The 17,404-nt window shown below is 61.4% G+C and carries 13 protein-coding genes and 4 pseudogenes; 12 read left to right on the top strand and 5 right to left on the bottom strand.

The annotated features are described in order from the left end of the window. The first annotated feature begins 4 nt into the window (after positions 1 to 4). From lepB to pdxJ, 6 genes are all read left to right on the top strand, one after another. Positions 5 to 859 carry a signal peptidase I gene (gene lepB, locus AC0V2S_RS10820; protein WP_475509737.1) on the top strand — a complete coding sequence of 285 codons (855 nt, stop codon included), beginning with the start codon at positions 5 to 7 and terminating at the stop codon, positions 857 to 859. Positions 860 to 953: 94 nt separating this feature from the next. Next, positions 954 to 1,331 carry a DUF4845 domain-containing protein gene (locus tag AC0V2S_RS10815; RefSeq protein ID WP_475509736.1) on the top strand — a complete coding sequence of 126 codons (378 nt, stop codon included), beginning with the start codon at positions 954 to 956 and terminating at the stop codon, positions 1,329 to 1,331. Continuing rightward, positions 1,328 to 2,017, top strand: a complete 690-nt coding sequence (gene rnc / locus AC0V2S_RS10810; protein WP_475509735.1) for a ribonuclease III — start codon at positions 1,328 to 1,330, stop codon at positions 2,015 to 2,017. The genes AC0V2S_RS10815 and rnc overlap by 4 nt, the downstream gene beginning before the upstream one ends. Beyond that, positions 2,010 to 2,912, top strand: a complete 903-nt coding sequence (gene era / locus AC0V2S_RS10805) for a GTPase Era (protein WP_475509734.1) — start codon at positions 2,010 to 2,012, stop codon at positions 2,910 to 2,912. Before rnc ends, era begins: the two co-directional genes overlap by 8 nt. Positions 2,913 to 2,927: 15 nt before the next feature. Next, a complete protein-coding gene (gene recO / locus AC0V2S_RS10800) occupies positions 2,928 to 3,626 on the top strand; it encodes a DNA repair protein RecO (protein ID WP_475509733.1) in 699 nt (232 codons plus the stop codon). Further along, positions 3,619 to 4,362, top strand: coding sequence for a pyridoxine 5'-phosphate synthase (gene pdxJ, locus AC0V2S_RS10795; protein WP_475509732.1), 744 nt, complete (start codon positions 3,619 to 3,621; stop codon positions 4,360 to 4,362). Before recO ends, pdxJ begins: the two co-directional genes overlap by 8 nt. Positions 4,363 to 4,372: 10 nt before the next feature. Here the strand turns inward: pdxJ and cmoB are convergent, their stop codons facing one another. The 5 genes and pseudogenes from cmoB to lon all read right to left on the bottom strand — a co-directional run bounded on the left by cmoB (position 4,373) and on the right by lon (position 9,863). After that, on the bottom strand, positions 4,373 to 5,329 hold the full coding sequence (gene cmoB / locus AC0V2S_RS10790; protein ID WP_475509731.1) for a tRNA 5-methoxyuridine(34)/uridine 5-oxyacetic acid(34) synthase CmoB: 957 nt from the start codon (positions 5,327 to 5,329) through the stop codon (positions 4,373 to 4,375). Then, positions 5,326 to 6,068 (bottom strand): annotated as a pseudogene (gene cmoA, locus AC0V2S_RS10785) (carboxy-S-adenosyl-L-methionine synthase CmoA). Before cmoA ends, cmoB begins: the two are co-directional and overlap by 4 nt. Before the next feature lie 40 nt (positions 6,069 to 6,108). Beyond that, positions 6,109 to 6,777, bottom strand: a complete 669-nt coding sequence (locus tag AC0V2S_RS10780; protein WP_475509730.1) for a lysoplasmalogenase — start codon at positions 6,775 to 6,777, stop codon at positions 6,109 to 6,111. A 109-nt stretch (positions 6,778 to 6,886) separates the two neighbouring features. Next, on the bottom strand, positions 6,887 to 7,285 hold the full coding sequence (locus tag AC0V2S_RS10775; protein WP_475509729.1) for a protease inhibitor I42 family protein: 399 nt from the start codon (positions 7,283 to 7,285) through the stop codon (positions 6,887 to 6,889). Between the two features lie 174 nt (positions 7,286 to 7,459). Beyond that, a pseudogene (gene lon, locus AC0V2S_RS10770) lies at positions 7,460 to 9,863 on the bottom strand (endopeptidase La). A 241-nt stretch (positions 9,864 to 10,104) separates the two neighbouring features. Between lon and AC0V2S_RS10765 the strand changes: the two are divergent. From AC0V2S_RS10765 to putP, 6 genes and pseudogenes are all read left to right on the top strand, one after another. Further along, positions 10,105 to 10,852: pseudogene (locus tag AC0V2S_RS10765) on the top strand (helix-turn-helix domain-containing protein). A gap of 229 nt (positions 10,853 to 11,081) precedes the next feature. Continuing rightward, on the top strand, positions 11,082 to 11,777 hold the full coding sequence (locus AC0V2S_RS10760; RefSeq protein ID WP_475509728.1) for a methylamine utilization protein: 696 nt from the start codon (positions 11,082 to 11,084) through the stop codon (positions 11,775 to 11,777). Next, entirely contained in the window at positions 11,761 to 14,133 is a 2,373-nt protein-coding gene (locus AC0V2S_RS10755) for a putative bifunctional diguanylate cyclase/phosphodiesterase (protein ID WP_475509727.1), read from the top strand. Before AC0V2S_RS10760 ends, AC0V2S_RS10755 begins: the two co-directional genes overlap by 17 nt. A 22-nt stretch (positions 14,134 to 14,155) precedes the next feature. Beyond that, positions 14,156 to 15,022: a DUF3034 family protein gene (locus tag AC0V2S_RS10750; RefSeq protein ID WP_475509726.1), complete on the top strand. Its 867-nt coding sequence runs from the start codon at positions 14,156 to 14,158 to the stop codon at positions 15,020 to 15,022. 2 nt (positions 15,023 to 15,024) lie between these two features. Continuing rightward, on the top strand, positions 15,025 to 15,447 hold the full coding sequence (locus AC0V2S_RS10745; protein WP_475509725.1) for a group I truncated hemoglobin: 423 nt from the start codon (positions 15,025 to 15,027) through the stop codon (positions 15,445 to 15,447). A gap of 443 nt (positions 15,448 to 15,890) precedes the next feature. Then, positions 15,891 to 17,376: pseudogene (gene putP, locus AC0V2S_RS10740) on the top strand (sodium/proline symporter PutP). Positions 17,377 to 17,404: the final 28 nt, after the last annotated feature.

The raw sequence follows: 17,404 nt of genomic DNA, 5'->3' as shown, positions 1-17,404 counted from the left end.
ACCTATGTCGTTCAATTTTCCGCTGTTGTTGGTGATCGCCGTGGCTGTTTGCGGCGTTTTGGCTTTGCTCGACCTGGTACTGCTGGCGCCGCGCCGCCGCGCTGCCATCGTCGCTTACACCGGGCAGGTGAACGAGGCTGATCAGGCCGTTGTCGATCAGCTCAATCGCGAGCCATTGCTGGTGGAATACGGCAAGTCGTTCTTTCCGGTGCTGGCCATCGTGCTGGTGCTGCGCTCGTTTCTGGTGGAACCCTTCCAGATTCCGTCGGGCTCGATGAAGCCGACCCTGGAAGTGGGCGATTTCATTCTGGTGAACAAGTTTGCCTACGGCATTCGCCTGCCGGTGCTCGACACCAAGGTGATAGAAGTCGGCGACCCGCAGCGCGGGGACGTGATGGTGTTTCGCTACCCGAGCGAGCCGACCATCAACTACATCAAGCGTGTAGTCGGTCTGCCGGGCGACAAGATTCGCTACACCGCCGACAAGCAACTGTTCGTCAACGGCGAGTCGGTGGCCAAGAAGCTGCTGGGTGAAGAGCCAGGCTCGCTGGGCAGCGCCACGCTGTACCAGGAAAAGCTCGGCGCAGTAGAGCACCTGATCCGCATCGAAATGAACCGCTACCGCGCCGACCCTGGCAACGAGTGGACAGTGCCCGCCGGTCACTACTTCATGATGGGCGACAACCGCGACAACTCCAACGACAGCCGCTATTGGAACGACCCGAACATTCCAAAAGAGCTGCTGGGCATGGTGCCGGACAAGAATATTGTCGGCAAAGCCTTCGCCGTGTGGTTGAGCTGGGCTGATCCGAAAATGCGCAACGTGCCGACTCTGTCACGCGTAGGCCTGATTCACTGATCCGTCGGCGCTGCTAAAACCAGCGCCGCGCGCTATATATAGTCAGGCCCGCAGAGGCCAAGACATTCAAAAAAACACTGACACTGAGGTCAACATGACGTTTGCGCGTTCGCAAAAGGGTATGGGGCTGTTGGGGTGGCTGATTCTGTTGTCGGTCGTGGCGTTTTTCGCCAGCGTCACCTTCAAGATGCTGCCGCACTATCTCGATAACATGGCGCTGGAAAAAGCCATTACGTCGGTCGAAACCGACAAGGCGCTGGGGATCACTTCGGTGCAAGAGTTCCGCATGCACGTCGTTAAGAGCATGCAGATCAACAGCATTCGCGACCTCGACCTGGACAAGGCCATGGAAGTCAAAATTGAAAACAATGAATTCCGCGTGCACCTGAAGTACGAAAAGCGCGAACCGGTCATTCAGAACCTCGATCTCGTCGCTCGTTTCGACAAAGAATATCGCGTGCGTATGCCGTGAGTGCAGCACTGAGTCGTTTAGAGCGTCAGCTCGGTTATACCTTCAAAGACCAGGATCTGATGATCCTGGCCCTCACTCACCGCAGCTTCGCCGGGCGCAACAACGAGCGTCTGGAGTTTCTCGGTGATGCCATTCTCAACTTCGTGGCCGGTGAAGCGCTGTTCGAGCGCTTCCCGCAGGCGCGCGAAGGCCAGTTGTCGCGTTTGCGCGCGAGGCTGGTGAAAGGTGAGACCCTGGCCATTCTGGCCCGCGGCTTCGACCTGGGTGAATACCTGCGTTTAGGTTCCGGTGAATTGAAGAGCGGCGGTTTCCGTCGCGAATCGATTCTCGCCGATGCCCTGGAAGCGCTGATTGGCGCGATTTATCTGGATGCTGGCATGGATGCGGCGCGCGAGCGGGTGCTGGCGTGGCTAAGCTCTGAGCTGGACGGTCTGACGCTGGTCGATACCAACAAAGACCCGAAAACCCGCCTGCAGGAATTTCTGCAGTCGCGCGGCTGCGACCTGCCGCGCTACGAAGTGGTGGATATCCAGGGCGACCCGCACTGCCGAATTTTCGTCGTCGAGTGCCAGATCACCTTATTGAATGACAAGACCATAGGGCAGGGCGCCAGTCGCCGCATTGCTGAACAGGTGGCCGCTGCGGCCGCTCTGATTGCCCTTGGCGTGGAGAATGGCCATGACTGATACAACCGCAACACGCTGTGGCTATGTCGCCATCGTCGGCCGCCCCAACGTAGGCAAGTCGACGCTGCTCAACCACATCCTTGGCCAGAAGCTCGCGATCACCTCGCGCAAGCCGCAGACCACCCGCCACAACATGCTGGGCATCAAGACCGAAGGGCCGATTCAGGCCATCTACGTCGACACCCCCGGCATGCACAAGAATGGCGAGAAAGCCCTTAACCGCTATATGAACAAGACCGCCTCGGCCGCCCTCAAGGACGTCGACGTGGTGATTTTTGTGGTAGAGCGCACCCGCTGGACCGACGAAGACCAGATGGTGCTCGAGCGTGTGCAGTACGTGCAGGGCCCGGTGATTGTCGCGATTAACAAGACCGACCGCATCGAAGAAAAGTCCGAGCTGATGCCGCACCTGGAGTGGCTGCAAACCCAGCTGCCGAACGCCTCGATCGTGCCGATTTCCGCGCAGCACGGGCACAACCTCGAAGCGCTGGAAGGGCTGATCAACAATCACCTGCCGGAAAACGATCACTTCTTCCCTGAAGACCAGATCACCGACCGTAGCAGCCGCTTTCTGGCCGCCGAGCTGGTACGCGAGAAAATCATGCGCCAGCTGGGCGCTGAGTTGCCGTACCAGATCACCGTCGAAATCGAAGAGTTCAAGCAGCAGGGTAAAACCCTGCATATCCATGCCCTGATTCTGGTGGAGCGTGACGGCCAGAAGAAAATCATCATTGGCGACAAGGGTGAGCGCATCAAACGCATCGGCATGGATGCACGCAAAGACATGGAAGTGTTGTTCGACTCCAAGGTCATGCTCAACCTCTGGGTAAAAGTGAAAGGCGGCTGGTCCGACGACGAACGCGCCCTGCGTTCCCTGGGTTACGCCGACCTCTAAGCCTTCGAGCACTCCATGCTAAACAGCGCGCAGCCGGCTTTTATCCTGCATAGCCGGGCCTACCGCGAAAGCAGCGCGCTGGTCGATTTCCTTACGCCTCAAGGCCGCCTGCGGGCGGTATTGCGCGGTGCGCGCGGCAAAGCCGGCACCCTGGCGCGGCCGTTCGTGCCGGTGGAAGTCGAGTTTCGTGGTCGCGGCGAGCTGAAAAACGTCGGCCGCCTGGAAGCCGCCGGTATTCCGCGCTGGTTGCATGGCGAGGCGCTGTTCAGTGGCTTGTACCTGAACGAACTGATCCTGCGCCTGCTACCCGCCGAAGACCCCCATCCCGTGTTGTTCGAACACTACGCCGCCACCTTGGAAGCGCTGGCGGCCGGCCGTGCGCTGGAGCCGCTGCTGCGTGCGTTCGAATGGCGCCTGCTGGACGAGCTGGGGTATGGTTTTGCCCTTGCCGAAGACTTGCACGGCCAACCGGTCGTCGTCGGCCAGCTGTACCGGTTGTTGCCCGACTCGGGTCTGGAACCGGTGCACCTGCTGCAACCGGGGCTGTTCCAGGGCGCCGAATTGCTGGCCATGGCCGAGGCCGATTGGACTGCGCCGGGCGCGCTGGCCGCCGCCAAACGCCTGATGCGCCAAGCCCTTGCCCCCCATTTAGGCGGCCGACCGCTGGTTAGCCGCGAACTGTTTATGACCTTGAAGGAGCCACCCCGTGACTGACGCCAATCGCATTCTGTTGGGCGTGAATATCGACCATGTCGCCACCCTGCGTCAGGCCCGTGGCACCCGCTACCCCGACCCGGTGAAAGCCGCGCTGGACGCCGAAGAGGCCGGCGCCGACGGCATTACCGTGCACCTGCGCGAAGACCGCCGGCATATCCAGGAGCGCGACGTGCTGCTGCTCAAGGACGTGCTGCAAACGCGGATGAACTTCGAGATGGGCGTGACCGAAGAAATGCTCGCCTTCGCCGAGCGCCTTCGTCCGGCGCATATCTGCCTGGTGCCAGAAACACGTCAGGAACTGACCACCGAAGGTGGGTTGGATGTGGCGGGGCAGGAAGCGCGGATCAAGGCGGCCGTTGAGCGTTTGGCGAAGTTGGGCTGCGAGGTGTCGCTGTTTATCGACGCGGATGAGCGCCAGATCGAAGCCTCGCGTCGTGTCGGTGCGCCGGCCATCGAGCTGCACACCGGGCGTTATGCCGATGCGCATACGCCGAGCGAAACCGCTGAAGAGCTGAAGCGCATTGCCGATGGCGTGGCGTTTGGTCTGGCCCAGGGGCTGATCGTTAACGCCGGCCATGGTTTGCACTACCACAACGTGGAAGCGGTGGCGGCGATCAAGGGCGTCAACGAGCTGAACATCGGCCACGCGTTGGTGGCGCATGCATTGTTCGTGGGCTTTAAATCGGCGGTGGCGGAGATGAAGCAGTTGATCGTGGCCGCCGCCAATCGTTAAGCCTCACAATTCACTTGCGGGCGGTAATCACCGCCCGCATCGGCGCCGGCAACCCTTCCACCGTCTTGCTGTGGTCATTCGGGTCGAGGAAGTGGCTTAGCGACTGATAGCGCATCCACTCGGTACTGCGCTGTTCTTCCACGCAGGTGACGCTCACATCCACGCAGCGCACATCGGTAAACCCGGCCCGGCGTAGCCACAGCTCCAAGGCCGGCACCGAAGGCAGGAACCACACGTTACGCATTTGCGCATAACGGTCTTCCGGCACCAACACCTGATTGACGTCCCCGTCGATCACTAGCGTTTCCAGCACCAGTTCGCCACCTTTCACCAAGCAATCTTTCAGCGCCAGCAAGTGCTCGATCGGCGAGCGGCGGTGGTAGAACACGCCCATGGAAAACACCGTGTCGAATCCTTCCAGGCCCGCTGGCAAATCTTCCAGCGCAAAGGGCAGGTGCCAGGCGCGCAACTCCGGCAAGTAGCGTTGCACCGCTTGGAACTGGCAGAAGAACAGCCAGTTGGGGTCGATGCCGATCACGCTGTCGGCACCGGCGCCGAGCATGCGCCATTGGTAATAGCCATTGCCGCAGCCGACATCGAGCACGCGCTTGCCGCGCAGATCGAGGTGTGGCGACACCCGCGACCATTTCCAGTCCGAGCGCCATTCGGTGTCGACATGCACACCAAATAGATCGAACGGGCCTTTGCGCCACGGCGACAGGCCCATCAATGCTTGGCGCATCTGCACGCGGGTGGCGTCGTCGCAGTCCGTGTCGAGCAGCAAGCCGTTCTGCAGGTCGACCGTGGTCGGCAGCAAAGCGGGCAGGGCGTCCAGCGCGCCTTGCCAGCGCTCCAGGTCGCCATGGCCCTTGTCCATCTTGGTGTCGAGTTGTGTTTGCAGGGTGTTGGCCCAATTGGCCAAGGGCGTGCCCGCCAGGTGGCGGACCAGGGGCGACAAATCAATCATGGCAGGGCAATCAGGGAAGCGAAGTTCAGGCACTGGAACCACGGCACCACTTTGCTGAAACCAGCGGCCAGCAGGCGTTCGCGGTGTTGTTCGAGGCTGTCGGGTTTCATCACGTTTTCGATGGCGTTGCGCTTCTGGGCAATTTCCAGCTCGCTATAGCCATTGGCGCGTTTGAACGCCACGTGCAGGTCGGTGAGCAGGTCGTGTTCCTGTTCATCCTCGAAGCGCAGTTTCTCCGACAGAATCAGCGCGCCACCCGGCAGCAGGGCCTGGCGAATAGCCGTGAGCAGCTCAAGGCGTTGCGGCGGCTGGATAAATTGTAGGGTGAAGTTCAGCGCGACAAACGAGGTCGGTTGCAGCTGCAGCCCAAGGATATCGGCCTCGACCACCTCCACCGGCAGCAGCTCCTGAAACATCGAGTCCTGCGCATGCAGGTATTCGCTGCAGCGCTCGACCATGGCGCTGGAGTTATCCACAGCGATAACACGGCAGTCGTCGCAGGTAACGTGGCGGCGCAGGGCCTGGGTGACGGCGCCCAGCGAACTGCCCAGGTCGTAGAGCACGCTATGCGGCTGGGCGAATTGCGCGGCCAGCACGCCGATGTTTTCGACAATGGTCGGGTAGCCCGGTACCGAGCGTTTGATCATGTCCGGGAACACCGGGCCACGGCTTCATTGAAGGTGAAGTCAGGCACGGTGGGCAGTGGCACTGCAAAGAGACGGTCGGATTCCTGGCTCACGGTCGTTACGCTTGGCTCAAAAGGGCGCCATTTTAACCAGCTACGGGCACGCCGCCAGCCCTTGCGACTCAACGGTTGCCGAGCGATACAGCGCCGAGGCGGTGATGCCCCATTGGCCCAGCCAGTAAGTGAGGATGATGGCGTAGTGCGCGCCGGCAAACGGGGTCACGAAACGGTTGATGCCGATCAGGCTGTCCGACAGCACAAACAACGCGGCGCCAGCTGCGGCCAGCCAGGCCGAACGGCGGCTGATGTGCGTTGCGCCTGTGCGGGCCAGCGCTCGCCAGAGCATGGCGCTGATGGTCAGGGCATACAGCGCCACCGGCATCAGCAGGCCGCCAAGGCCGGCGCTGGCCAGGGTGGCGAACATGCTGCCGCCGGCGATAAGGGCCAGCAGCAAGGCCAGTGGTGCCGCGCTGCGGCTGTCGCTCAGGTAAGCCACCAGATAGGCCAGGTGGCCGATCAGGAATGCACCCAGGCCAAAAACAAAGAGATCCGGTGACCATTGCAGCAGCATGTCGCCGAGCAGGGAGAAGATCAGGCCGACGGCAATCCAGCGGCGATAGGGACCCGACTCAGCGCCGCATAACCAGCCGAGCAGGGCCAGCATCGGCAGCGGTTTGGCGAGTAGACACAGCAGGGGAATTTCAGCAGCAATGCCGTAGAGAAAGGCCACGGCGCCCAGCAGGGCGAGAGCGAACCAGCGCATACACAGTCCTTGTTAGAGTTGTTGTGTAGGCGACTATGCCGATGCCTGCGAGCAAACCCCAGGCTCAGTGCGTCAGCGCCAGGCTCTTATTGCGCCGAGGTGCCGGGTGTTATTTGACCGTAATCGCGCAATCAAACAGTTCCGCCGGCGCCACTTCTGGCTCCCAGGGCCGGTGATAGGCCATCAGCAATTCACCGCTACCGGGTTCGGTCGCCTGGAAGCGCCAGGTGGAAACGCCGGCGCCGCCGACCACGCCCGCGTCCTCAGGGTTGGTGTACACCTCGGGGCTCAGCACGCGCAGCACGTTGCCGGCCGGGTCTTTGGTCTGCCAGCGAAAGCCAGTGGTGGGGTTACTGCTAAGGGTGACGATCAGTTGCTGGCCAGGGTGCAGAACGGCCGGGCAGTCGCTCGATTTGTCCACTTGCACGGCGGCATTCTTGCCGGGTTGCTGGGCGCAGGCCGCCAACAGGGCGATGCCAATGGGGAGAAGCAGGCGAGCAGCAGTCATAGAACCTTCCTGTCCAAGGGGCGACGAATGGCCGCAAGCATAGCGCCAAAAATAGAGAAGACGTAGGTTGGGCTAAGCGCAGCGAAGCCCAACATGGAGCCCAAAGGGCTCCGCGTGCAGAGCATGTTGGGCTTCACCTTCGGCTCAACCCAACCTACGCCACGCTATCCGGACTTAAAACAACACCTTCGCCACATCACTGAAGCGCTTGGCGAAGTGCACCGTAATGCCTTCCTTCAAGTACTCCGGCAGCTCGGTAAAGTCGCCCCGGTTGGCTTCCGGCAAAATCAGCTCGTAAATCTTCTGCCGCCGCGCCGCAATCACCTTCTCCCGCACCCCGCCAATCGGCAGCACATGCCCGGTCAGCGTCAGCTCGCCGGTCATGGCCACGCCTCTTTTCGGCGCCTGATTGCGTGCCAAGGAGAGCAAGGCGCTGGCCATCGTCACGCCGGCGCTCGGGCCGTCTTTGGGGGTGGCGCCTTCGGGCACATGCAGGTGCACAAACGCCTGGTCGAAGAAGGTCGGGTCGCCGCGGAATTCCTTCAGGTGCGAACTCACATAGCTGTAGGCAATCTCGGCCGACTCCTTCATCACTTCGCCCAACTGGCCGGTCAGTTTGAAGCCCCTGTTCAGGGTGTGAATACGCGTGGCTTCAATCGGCAACGTGGCGCCGCCCATGCTGGTCCAGGCCAGCCCCGTGATCACGCCAATGCCTTCCAGCAATTGCTCGCGGCGGAACAGCGGCATGCCCAGGTAGGCTTCGAGGTCTTTCGGGCCGATCTTCAATTTGCTGTTCGGGTCGCCCAGCAGTTTGACCACCGCCTTGCGCACCACCTTGCCCAACTGTTTCTCCAGCTGGCGCACTCCGGCTTCGCGGGCATAGCCCTCGATGATCGCTTTGAGCGCCGCATCATTGATGCTCAGGCGTTGCTTGGGCACGCCGGCTTTTTCCAACTGCTTGGGCCACAGGTGCCGTTTGGCGATGGCGAATTTTTCTTCGGCGATATAGCCGGCCAGGCGAATCACTTCCATGCGATCGAGCAACGGCCCAGGGATCGAATCCAGGTGTTGGCCGTGCACACGAACAGCACCTTGGACAGATCCAGGCGCAGGTCCAGATAGTGGTCGAGAAATTCCGCGTTCTGTTCCGGGTCGAGGGTTTCCAGCAGCGCCGAGGCCGGGTCGCCCTGGTGGCTGGCACCGAGCTTGTCGATCTCGTCGAGCATGATCACCGGGTTCATCACCTCGGTCTCTTTCAGCGCCTGCACCAGCTTGCCGGGCAGGGCGCCGATATAGGTACGGCGGTGGCCTTTGATTTCCGCTTCATCGCGCATGCCGCCGACGCTGAACCGATAGAACGGCCGCCCCAGGGTTTCGGCGATGGACTTGCCGATACTGGTTTTACCCACGCCCGGCGGGCCGACCAGCAGCACGATTGAGCCGGAAATCTCGCCCTTGAACGCGCCGACGGCGAGGAACTCGAGAATCCGTTCCTTGATGTCGTCGAGCCCCGCGTGCTGCTCATCCAGCACCCGTTGGGCATGCACCAGGTCGAGCTTGTCTTTGCCGTGCACACCCCACGGAATCATGGTCGCCCAGTCCAGATAATTGCGGGTGACGGCATATTCCGGCGAGCCGGTTTCCAGGATCGACAGCTTGTTCATTTCTTCGTCGATGCGTTTCTTCGCCTGATCGGGCAGGGTTTTGCCCTCCAGACGTTGCTCGAACTGTTCGAGGTCGGCGCTGCGGTCGTCTTTGGTCAAGCCGAGTTCCTGCTGGATCAGCTTGAGCTGCTCCTTGAGGAAAAACTCGCGCTGGTGTTCGCCGATGGTGCGGTTCACTTCGGCCGAGAGCTCGCTTTGCAGGCGCGCCACTTCCACTTCCTTGCGCAGCATGGGCAACACTTTTCCATGCGCTGCAGCACCGGCACGGTGTCGAGCACTTCTTGCAGCTCTTTGGGCGGTGCGGTGGTGAGGGCGGCGGCGAAGTCGGTGAGTGGCGAAGGCTGGTTGGGGCTGAAGCGGTTGAGGTAGTTCTTCAGCTCTTCGCTGTACAGCGGGTTCAGCGGCAGCAGCTCCTTGATCGCATTGATCAAGGCCATGGCGTAGGCCTTCACCTCATCACGGCTGTCGTCGGCACTGGGCGGGTATTCCACTTCGGCCAGATACGGTGGGCGATGGCGCTTCAACCAGCCGCGGATTTTTACCCGTTGCAGGCCCTGGGCCACGAACTGCAACTTGCCGTCCACCCGATTGGCCTGGTGGATTTTCACTAAGGTGCCGTGGGTGGGCAGGCTGTCGGTGTTGAAATGGCGCGGGTCGGTCACCGGCTCATCGACGTAAAACAGCGCCAGGCTGTGGTGGTCGGTTTTGCCCACCAGCTCCAGGGTTTCGGTCCAGTGTTCTTCGTTGACGATGACCGGCAACACCTGCGCCGGAAAGAACGGCCGGTTGTGAATAGGGATGACATACAGGCGCTCTGGCGGGCGCTGATTCGGCAGGGCCAGGGCGTGGGGCAAGTGAAGGCCCTCGGGTATCAGCGTGTCTTCGTCGTCGATATCGGTAACGTGATCGTTCATGCGGCACCTGTGGTCTCTACATGAGTACGTAGATGGGTCGGGTCGCCAACTAATTCAATGGCAATGTCTGATCTGAAGAACATCGAGGCTGAAGCCTCTCCCACATGGATACTCGTTTCATTGTGGGAGAGGCTTCAGCCTCGATGCTTTTACGCACAAAAATGGCGCACGCCCGTCGGCCCTGGCTGGGAAATGACCGGTCGTTCACGTACCATGCGCGCTCTTTTTGCCCCCTGCCGCCATGCTTGAAGCCCGCCTGCTGCGTCTTGACGACCAGCCCCACGAACACGCCCACGATCACCATCAACTGGTGCTGTCGCTGGCTGGCCGTGCGGAATTCGAGGTCAACGGCCGGGGCGGCGAGGTGTGCCGCATGCGCGCCGTGCTAGTGCCAGGCGATGCCGAGCATCAGTTCGCCGGCGTCGGTGATAACCGCATGCTGATCATCGACCTGGATGAGCAGGATAGTTCGGCGGAAGACCTCGAGTTGCTCGCTCGTCTGTTCGATATGCCGCGCTACCCGGCGCTGGATGCCGACTTCCAAAACCTTCTCAGTTATGCCGGCGCCGAACTGGCCCGTTATGGCAGCGACAGCCAACTGGCCCGTTCCCTGAGTATTACTGCGTGCCTTGCATGTGCGCCTGTTCGGCGAACGCCATCCGCGTACGGTGGGGCCGCTGAATGTGGAGCGGCTGGACGCCTATATCGACCAGCACCTGGCGCGGCGTATCAGCGTGGCAGAGCTGGCGCACGTGGCCTGCCTGAGCCCGAGTCATTTCCATGTGCAGTTCAAAGACAGCCTGGGCCTGACCCCGCACCAATATCTGCTGAAAATCCGCCTCGACCGGGCCTCGCGCCTGCTGCGTGAAAGCACCCTGCCGCTGATTCGTATCGCCGAAGAATGCGGCTTCTCCAGCCAAAGCGCGCTGACCACCGCCATGCGCCGCTACCTAGGGCTGACCCCCAAACGTTTGCGCGGCGTGCAGTAGGCCGCTGTCTCGGCGCTGAGACTGGGCCTTCGCCATTTCCCGACTATATTTCCCCTAGACCGCTGGTTTTTATACGCGGCGATGCAATGATGGCTACGTGCCATATTTTTGGGGTGAACATCGCTGGCCAATCCGATAGTCTGCTGATGACGCGCAGGTGTTCGAGTTTTCCGGATAGCTGTTCAGCGCGCTAAACCGCAGGTTTCCTGTACCCGACAAGGTCGTTGATATGCCTGTATCGCTCCGCCTGCGTTTGCTCGTAAGCCTGGCCATCTGCGTGGTGTTTACCAGTTGCTCGGTAGGCGCTGCGCCGTTTCAGGCCACGATGATCGATACCGAGGGCAAGCCCATTGAGGGCGCAGTCATTACCCTGCAAGGGCCCATCGGCGGCGAGCTGCCGGCGCAGACGGCGATCATGGACCAGGTGCAAAAGCAGTTCGCGCCCTCGGTATTGGCGGTGCACACCAGCACCAAAGTCACCTTTCCCAATAGCGACAATATCCGCCACCACGTTTATTCCTTTTCGCCGGCCAAGCGCTTCGAACTGCGCCTGTACGAAGGCACGCCGTCCGAGCCGATCACTTTCGACAAGCCTGGCGTGGTGGTGCTGGGCTGCAATATCCACGACTGGATGGTGGGCTATATCTACGTCACCGATGACCCCTGGTTCGCCACCAGTGACGCGACCGGCGTGGCGAAACTGCAGCTCCCGGCCGGTAAATACACCGTCACCCTCTGGCACCCGAAAAGCCCCGACCTACTGCCACAAAAAGGCCCTGACCTGACCGTAAGCGAGCAGGGCAGTGCTCAGCAGTACACCGTCAAGGTCACTGACGACGCTGAAGAGCGCGCCGAAAAGTACGAGCAGAAACCTTCAGCCTTTGGCGACGCATTCAAGAAGGCCGCGAGTGAAACTAAGCAATAGCTTCCAGTCGCGCATTGCCGGCGTTTTGATCCTGCTGTTGTTGGTGGTGATCGGCAGCCTGTATTTCGCGGTAAAAGTGGCCACCGCTGATGCGGTGAAAAAGCAGGCCAGCGAGCAACTGGAAGTCGGCGTGCGGGTGTTCGAGCGCCTGCTCGAGGTGCGCAGCCGGCAGATCAGCGACGCGGTGCAGGTGCTGTCCTCGGACTTCGGCTTCAAAGACGCTGTGGCCAGCGGCGACACCGCCACCATCAGCTCGGTGCTGGCCAACCACGGCAAGCGTATCGACGCCACCGAGGTGCTGCTGCTCGGACTGGACGGCACCATCACCGCCACGGCGGCGGGTGCTGCAGCCACCAACACTCAAGACGCCTTCACGCCAGGCACACCGTTCGCCTACGCCGCCGAGTTGGCTGAGGCGCGGCGCTCCGGGCAGTCGGCGCTAATCGTGTCGATCAACCATGAACCGCACCTGCTGGTGGAAGCGCAGATACTCGCGCCGATTCCGATTGCCCGGGTGGTGATGGGTTTCCGCATGAACGAGGCGCTGGCCAATGAGCTGCGCTCGCTGACCAACCTCGATGTGTCTTTCCTGGCCATCGAAGACGGCACCCCGGGCCGCTTGATCAGCACCCTGAGCGCCGCTCAGGAATCGGAGATGATGGCCGCCAATCTGCAACTGGAACGCACCACCTCGCTCAAGGAATTCGAGTTTGCCGGCAAGCGCTACCTGAACGAGCAACTGGTGCTGGCCAACGGCAGCCACTATCAGGTGCAGGCCTTTTTGCACAGCTCACTCGAAGAAGCCCTGGTGGCGTTCAAACCGCTGGACCAGCGTGTGTTGCTGATTGCCGTGTGCGCGTTGCTCGCCTCGCTGGCCGGCGCACTGCTGCTGGCGCGCAGCATTTCTCGCCCGGTGCGCGAACTGGCGCGGATTGCCGAGCGGGTGGGGCAGGGCGACTACGCCGGTTCCATCGAGCTCAAACGCACTGACGAACTCGGTGTGCTGGCCAAAACCTTTCAACAAATGCAGACCGACCTCGCCGAACGCGAACGGCAGCTCGCCCACAATGCCCTGCACGACGGCCTGACCGGCTTGCCGAACCGCACCCTGGCCATCGAACGGCTGGGCAGTTCGATCACCGCCGAACGACCGGTGGCGCTGCTGAATTTGGGCATCGGCAACTTCCGCTCGGTGAATGAAACCTGCGGCTCGGGCGGCGGCGACCTGGCCTTGCAGCAGGTGAGTCGGCGTCTGCAAGCCATCCTGCGCCCTGGTGACAGCCTGGCGCGGCTGTTTGCCGACGAGTTTCTGCTGATGATCGATGGCAGCGACCGCGACAGCGCCGTGGCCACTGCCGACCAACTGCAACAGCTACTAATCAAGCCGCTGCGCGTGGGCACCCACGATATCGCCCTGGACTGCTCTATCGGCATTGCGGCTTATCCACAGGACGGCGCCACCCCGGACGAACTGCTGCGCCGCGCCAATCTGGCCATGCGCGACGCCGCGCACTCGCCGGGCCGCCTGCAGCTCTATCAACACGGCCGCGAAGACGACCACGACCGGCAGATCAACCTGATTCGCGACCTGCGCCGCGCCGCCGAAAGCAACGAACTGGTGCTGCACTACCAGCCCAAACTCAATATCAACGAAGGCCACGTGCGTCAGGCCGAAGCCTTGTTGCGCTGGCAACACCCGCAGTACGGCATGGTATCGCCAGGCGAATTTATTCCCCTGGCCGAGCGCACCGGCAGCATTCAGGGCCTGACCGCCTGGGTGATCGAAGAAGTGCTGCGCCAGTTACGGGAATGGAACCAGCGCGGCCTGCGCGTGCTGATGTCGCTGAATATCTCCGCCGAAGACCTGCACGATATCGGCATCGCCACCCGCGTAAGTCGCCTGCTTACCCAATACGGGGTGCCTGCCGAGCAACTGATTTTCGAGATCACCGAAAGCGCCGTGATGCAGAACCCGGACACTGCACTCAAGGTGCTGCACAGCCTGCGCGCCTGCGGCATCAGTTTGTCGGTGGACGATTTCGGCACCGGCTATTCGTCGCTGGCCCAACTCAAGCGTATGCCGGTGCAGGAATTGAAGATCGACCAGTCGTTTGTGCGCGATCTGGACGACGCCAGCGAAGACTCGGTGATCGTGCGGTCCACCATCGAAATGAGCCACAGCCTGGGCCTGAAAGTAGTGGCCGAGGGCGTTGAGTTCGAACGCAGCCTGCGCCTGCTGGAGAAATGGCAGTGCGACACCGCCCAGGGCTATCTCATCAGCCGGCCACTGACGGCCAGCGCGTTTGAAGCCTGGGTAGGGCAGCCCTTGCGGGCCAACCTGGCGATGCTGCACTAGATAAGAAACAGGGAAGAGCACGATGAACACGACCTTTAGCGCACTCACCCTCGGGCTAAGCCTGACCGTTGCCAGCGCGGCGGCACTGGCCGACAACGGCCGCCTGCTGGCCACCGGCGGGGCCAGCAGCATCGACGGCGCGGCCGGCGGCGGCATTACTCCCTGGGCCGTGCTCGCGGGCTACGGTGAGCAAAGCGAGTGGGGCGGCAACGCGTTTATCACCCGCGTGGAAACCGGTGATTACCGCCTGGACGTAGCCGGCGGCGCGGTGAGCTACGGAAACCGTATCGAGCTCTCCTACGCCCGCCAGCGCTTCGACCTCGGCACCCTGGCGCGTGACCTCAACCTGCCGGAAAACACCCTGAGCCAGGATATCTTCGGCCTCAAGGTGCGGCTGTTTGGCGATCTGATCTACGACCAGCTGCCGCAGGTGTCGCTGGGTATCGAATACAAAAAGCAGAAGGATTTCCTGATCCCCAGCCTGGTGGGCGCCCAACGTGACGAAGACACCGAGGGCTATATCGCCGTCAGCCGGTTGTTCCTCGGCGGTGCGTTTGGCTACAACCTGCTGGTCAACGGCGGCCTGCGCTACAGCCGCGCCAACGAACTGGGCTTGCTCGGCTTTGGCGGCGACCGCCGCGACACCCGCAGCGTGCTTAAGGAAGGCTCGGTGGCGGTGCTGTTCAACCCGCGCTGGGCCATGGGCGTGGAGTACCGCGAGAAACCCGACAACCTCAACTTCGCCGGTGAAAGTGATTGGGCCGATGTGTTCGTCGGCTACTTCCCCAACAAGCACTTGTCCATCGTGCTGGCCTACGCCCGCCTGGGCGAGATCGCCACTCTGGACAACCAGGACGGTGCCTACCTGTCCATTCAGGGGAGTTTCTGAACATGCGCCTGCTAATCAGCCTGCTGCTGGCGCTGGGCCTTGCCGCCTGCGCCCAGCAACCGCCCAAAGACGACAGCCTGTACCGCGACCTCGGCGAACGTGAAGGCATTACCCGCATCGTGGAAGGCATGTTGATCAACATCGCCAAAGACCCGCGCATCGTCGAGCACTTCGCCAACGTGGATATCGAACGCCTGCGCGACAAGCTGGTGGAGCAGTTTTGCGTCGAGGCGGGCGGGCCCTGCACCTACACCGGCGACACGATGGAAGAAAGCCACAAGGGCCAGCACCTGACCCGCAGCGACTTCAATGCGCTGGTGGAAGATTTGCAGGATGCGATGGAGGCCGAGGGTGTGCCGCAGCCGGCGCAGAATCGGTTGCTGGCAAGATTGGCGCCGATGCGGGGGCAGGTGATCGAAAAGTAACCACAGGCAGGCAGCGCGGTTGGTTTAGGGAACGATGCACGCCGCGATAGTCTGCGTCCCAGCCTGCGCTGGGACGACGGTGGTCTGTGTAAAAACTTCCGTCATCCCGGCGCAGGCCGGGATCCAGAATGTTGAAGGCAACAAGTTCCCGCCCCCGTAGTTTTCAATAAAAACTCCATAGTTTTTCGCAAGAACCCCCCGCACCCAGCCACTACATTCCGTGCTCCGCTTTTTCGCTCAACCGCAGGTTTTTCGCGGTTTCTGTGGGTGTGGACTAAACCCGCAGTAGGACCGAGCGTACTTCCATGTGGGTAGATGCCGTATTGGCGTTCTAGCCCGTGTTTAGGCGAGTGCCACAAGCACCGCCGGTTTACCTTTGCAAACCAACGACGGATGCGGTTACCCCCAGCATTCGCATAACAACAAGTAAGAGAGATCTGCTTATGACTGCCAGCACTCCCATGCTGATCACCTTTGTGGTGTACATCGCCGCCATGGTTCTGATCGGCCTGTTCGCCTATCTGCGCACCAACAACCTCTCCGATTACATCCTCGGCGGCCGTAGCCTCGGTAGCTTTGTCACCGCCCTGTCGGCCGGCGCTTCGGACATGTCCGGCTGGCTACTGATGGGCCTGCCCGGCGCCATCTACATGTCCGGCCTGTCGGAAAGCTGGATTGCCATCGGCCTGATCGTCGGCGCCTACCTGAACTGGCTGTTCGTTGCCGGCCGTCTGCGCGTGCAGACCGAGCACAACGGCAACGCCCTCACCCTGCCGGACTACTTCACCAACCGCTTTGAAGACACCAGCAAAGTGCTGCGTATTCTCTCGGCGCTGGTGATTCTGCTGTTCTTCACCATCTACTGCGCCTCGGGTGTGGTGGCCGGTGCGCGACTGTTCGAAAGCACCTTCGGCATGTCTTACCAGACCGCCCTGTGGGCCGGCGCTGCCGCCACCATCGCCTACACCTTCGTCGGTGGTTTCCTGGCCGTGAGCTGGACCGACACCGTGCAGGCGTCCTTGATGATCTTCGCCCTCATCCTCACCCCGATCGTGGTGATGCTGGCCACCGGCGGCATCGACCCAACGTTCGCCGCCATCGAACTGAAAGACGCCGCCAACTTCGACATGCTCAAGGGCGCGAGCTTTATCGGCGTGATTTCCCTGATGGGCTGGGGCCTGGGCTACTTCGGCCAGCCGCACATTCTGGCGCGCTTTATGGCCGCTGATTCGGTGAAATCGATTCCTGCCGCGCGCCGTATTTCCATGACCTGGATGGTGCTGTGCCTGGGTGGCGCGGTGGCTGTGGGTTTCTTCGGTATCGCTTACTTCTCCGCACACCCGGAACTGGCTGGCCCGGTTACCGAGAACCCGGAGCGAGTGTTTATCGAACTGGCGAAAATCCTCTTCAACCCATGGGTTGCCGGTGTGTTGCTGTCGGCCATTCTGGCTGCCGTGATGAGCACCTTGAGCTGTCAGCTGCTGGTGTGCTCCAGCGCCTTGACCGAAGACTTCTACAAATCCTTCTTGCGTAAAACGCTTCGCAGCTGGAGCTGGTGTGGGTGGGTCGCGCCATGGTGCTGCTGGTTGCCGTAGTTGCTATCGGTATCGCCGCTAACCCGGAAAGCAAGGTGTTGGGTCTGGTGTCGTATGCCTGGGCTGGTTCGGTGCTGCATTTGGCCCGGTGGTGTTGATTTCCCTGATCTGGAAAAACATGACCCGCAACGGCGCGTTGGCGGGCATGTTGGTCGGCGCGTTGACCGTGATTCTGTGGAAGAACTTCCTCAATCACATCGGTCTGTACGAGATTATTCCGGGCTTTATCTTTGCCTCGATCGCCATTCTGGTGTTCAGCAAGATTGGCCAAGGCCCGTCGGCGAGCATGCTGGCGCGGTTTGACAAGGCTGAGCGGGAATATCAGGACGCCTGATTACTGCTCGATCTAGATCGTTTTTAGT

The sequence above is a fragment of the Pseudomonas sp. CC11G genome, assembly GCF_056174845.1.
The sequence above is the reverse complement of the archived record's forward strand: the minus strand, read 5'-3'. Positions and strand labels throughout refer to the sequence as shown.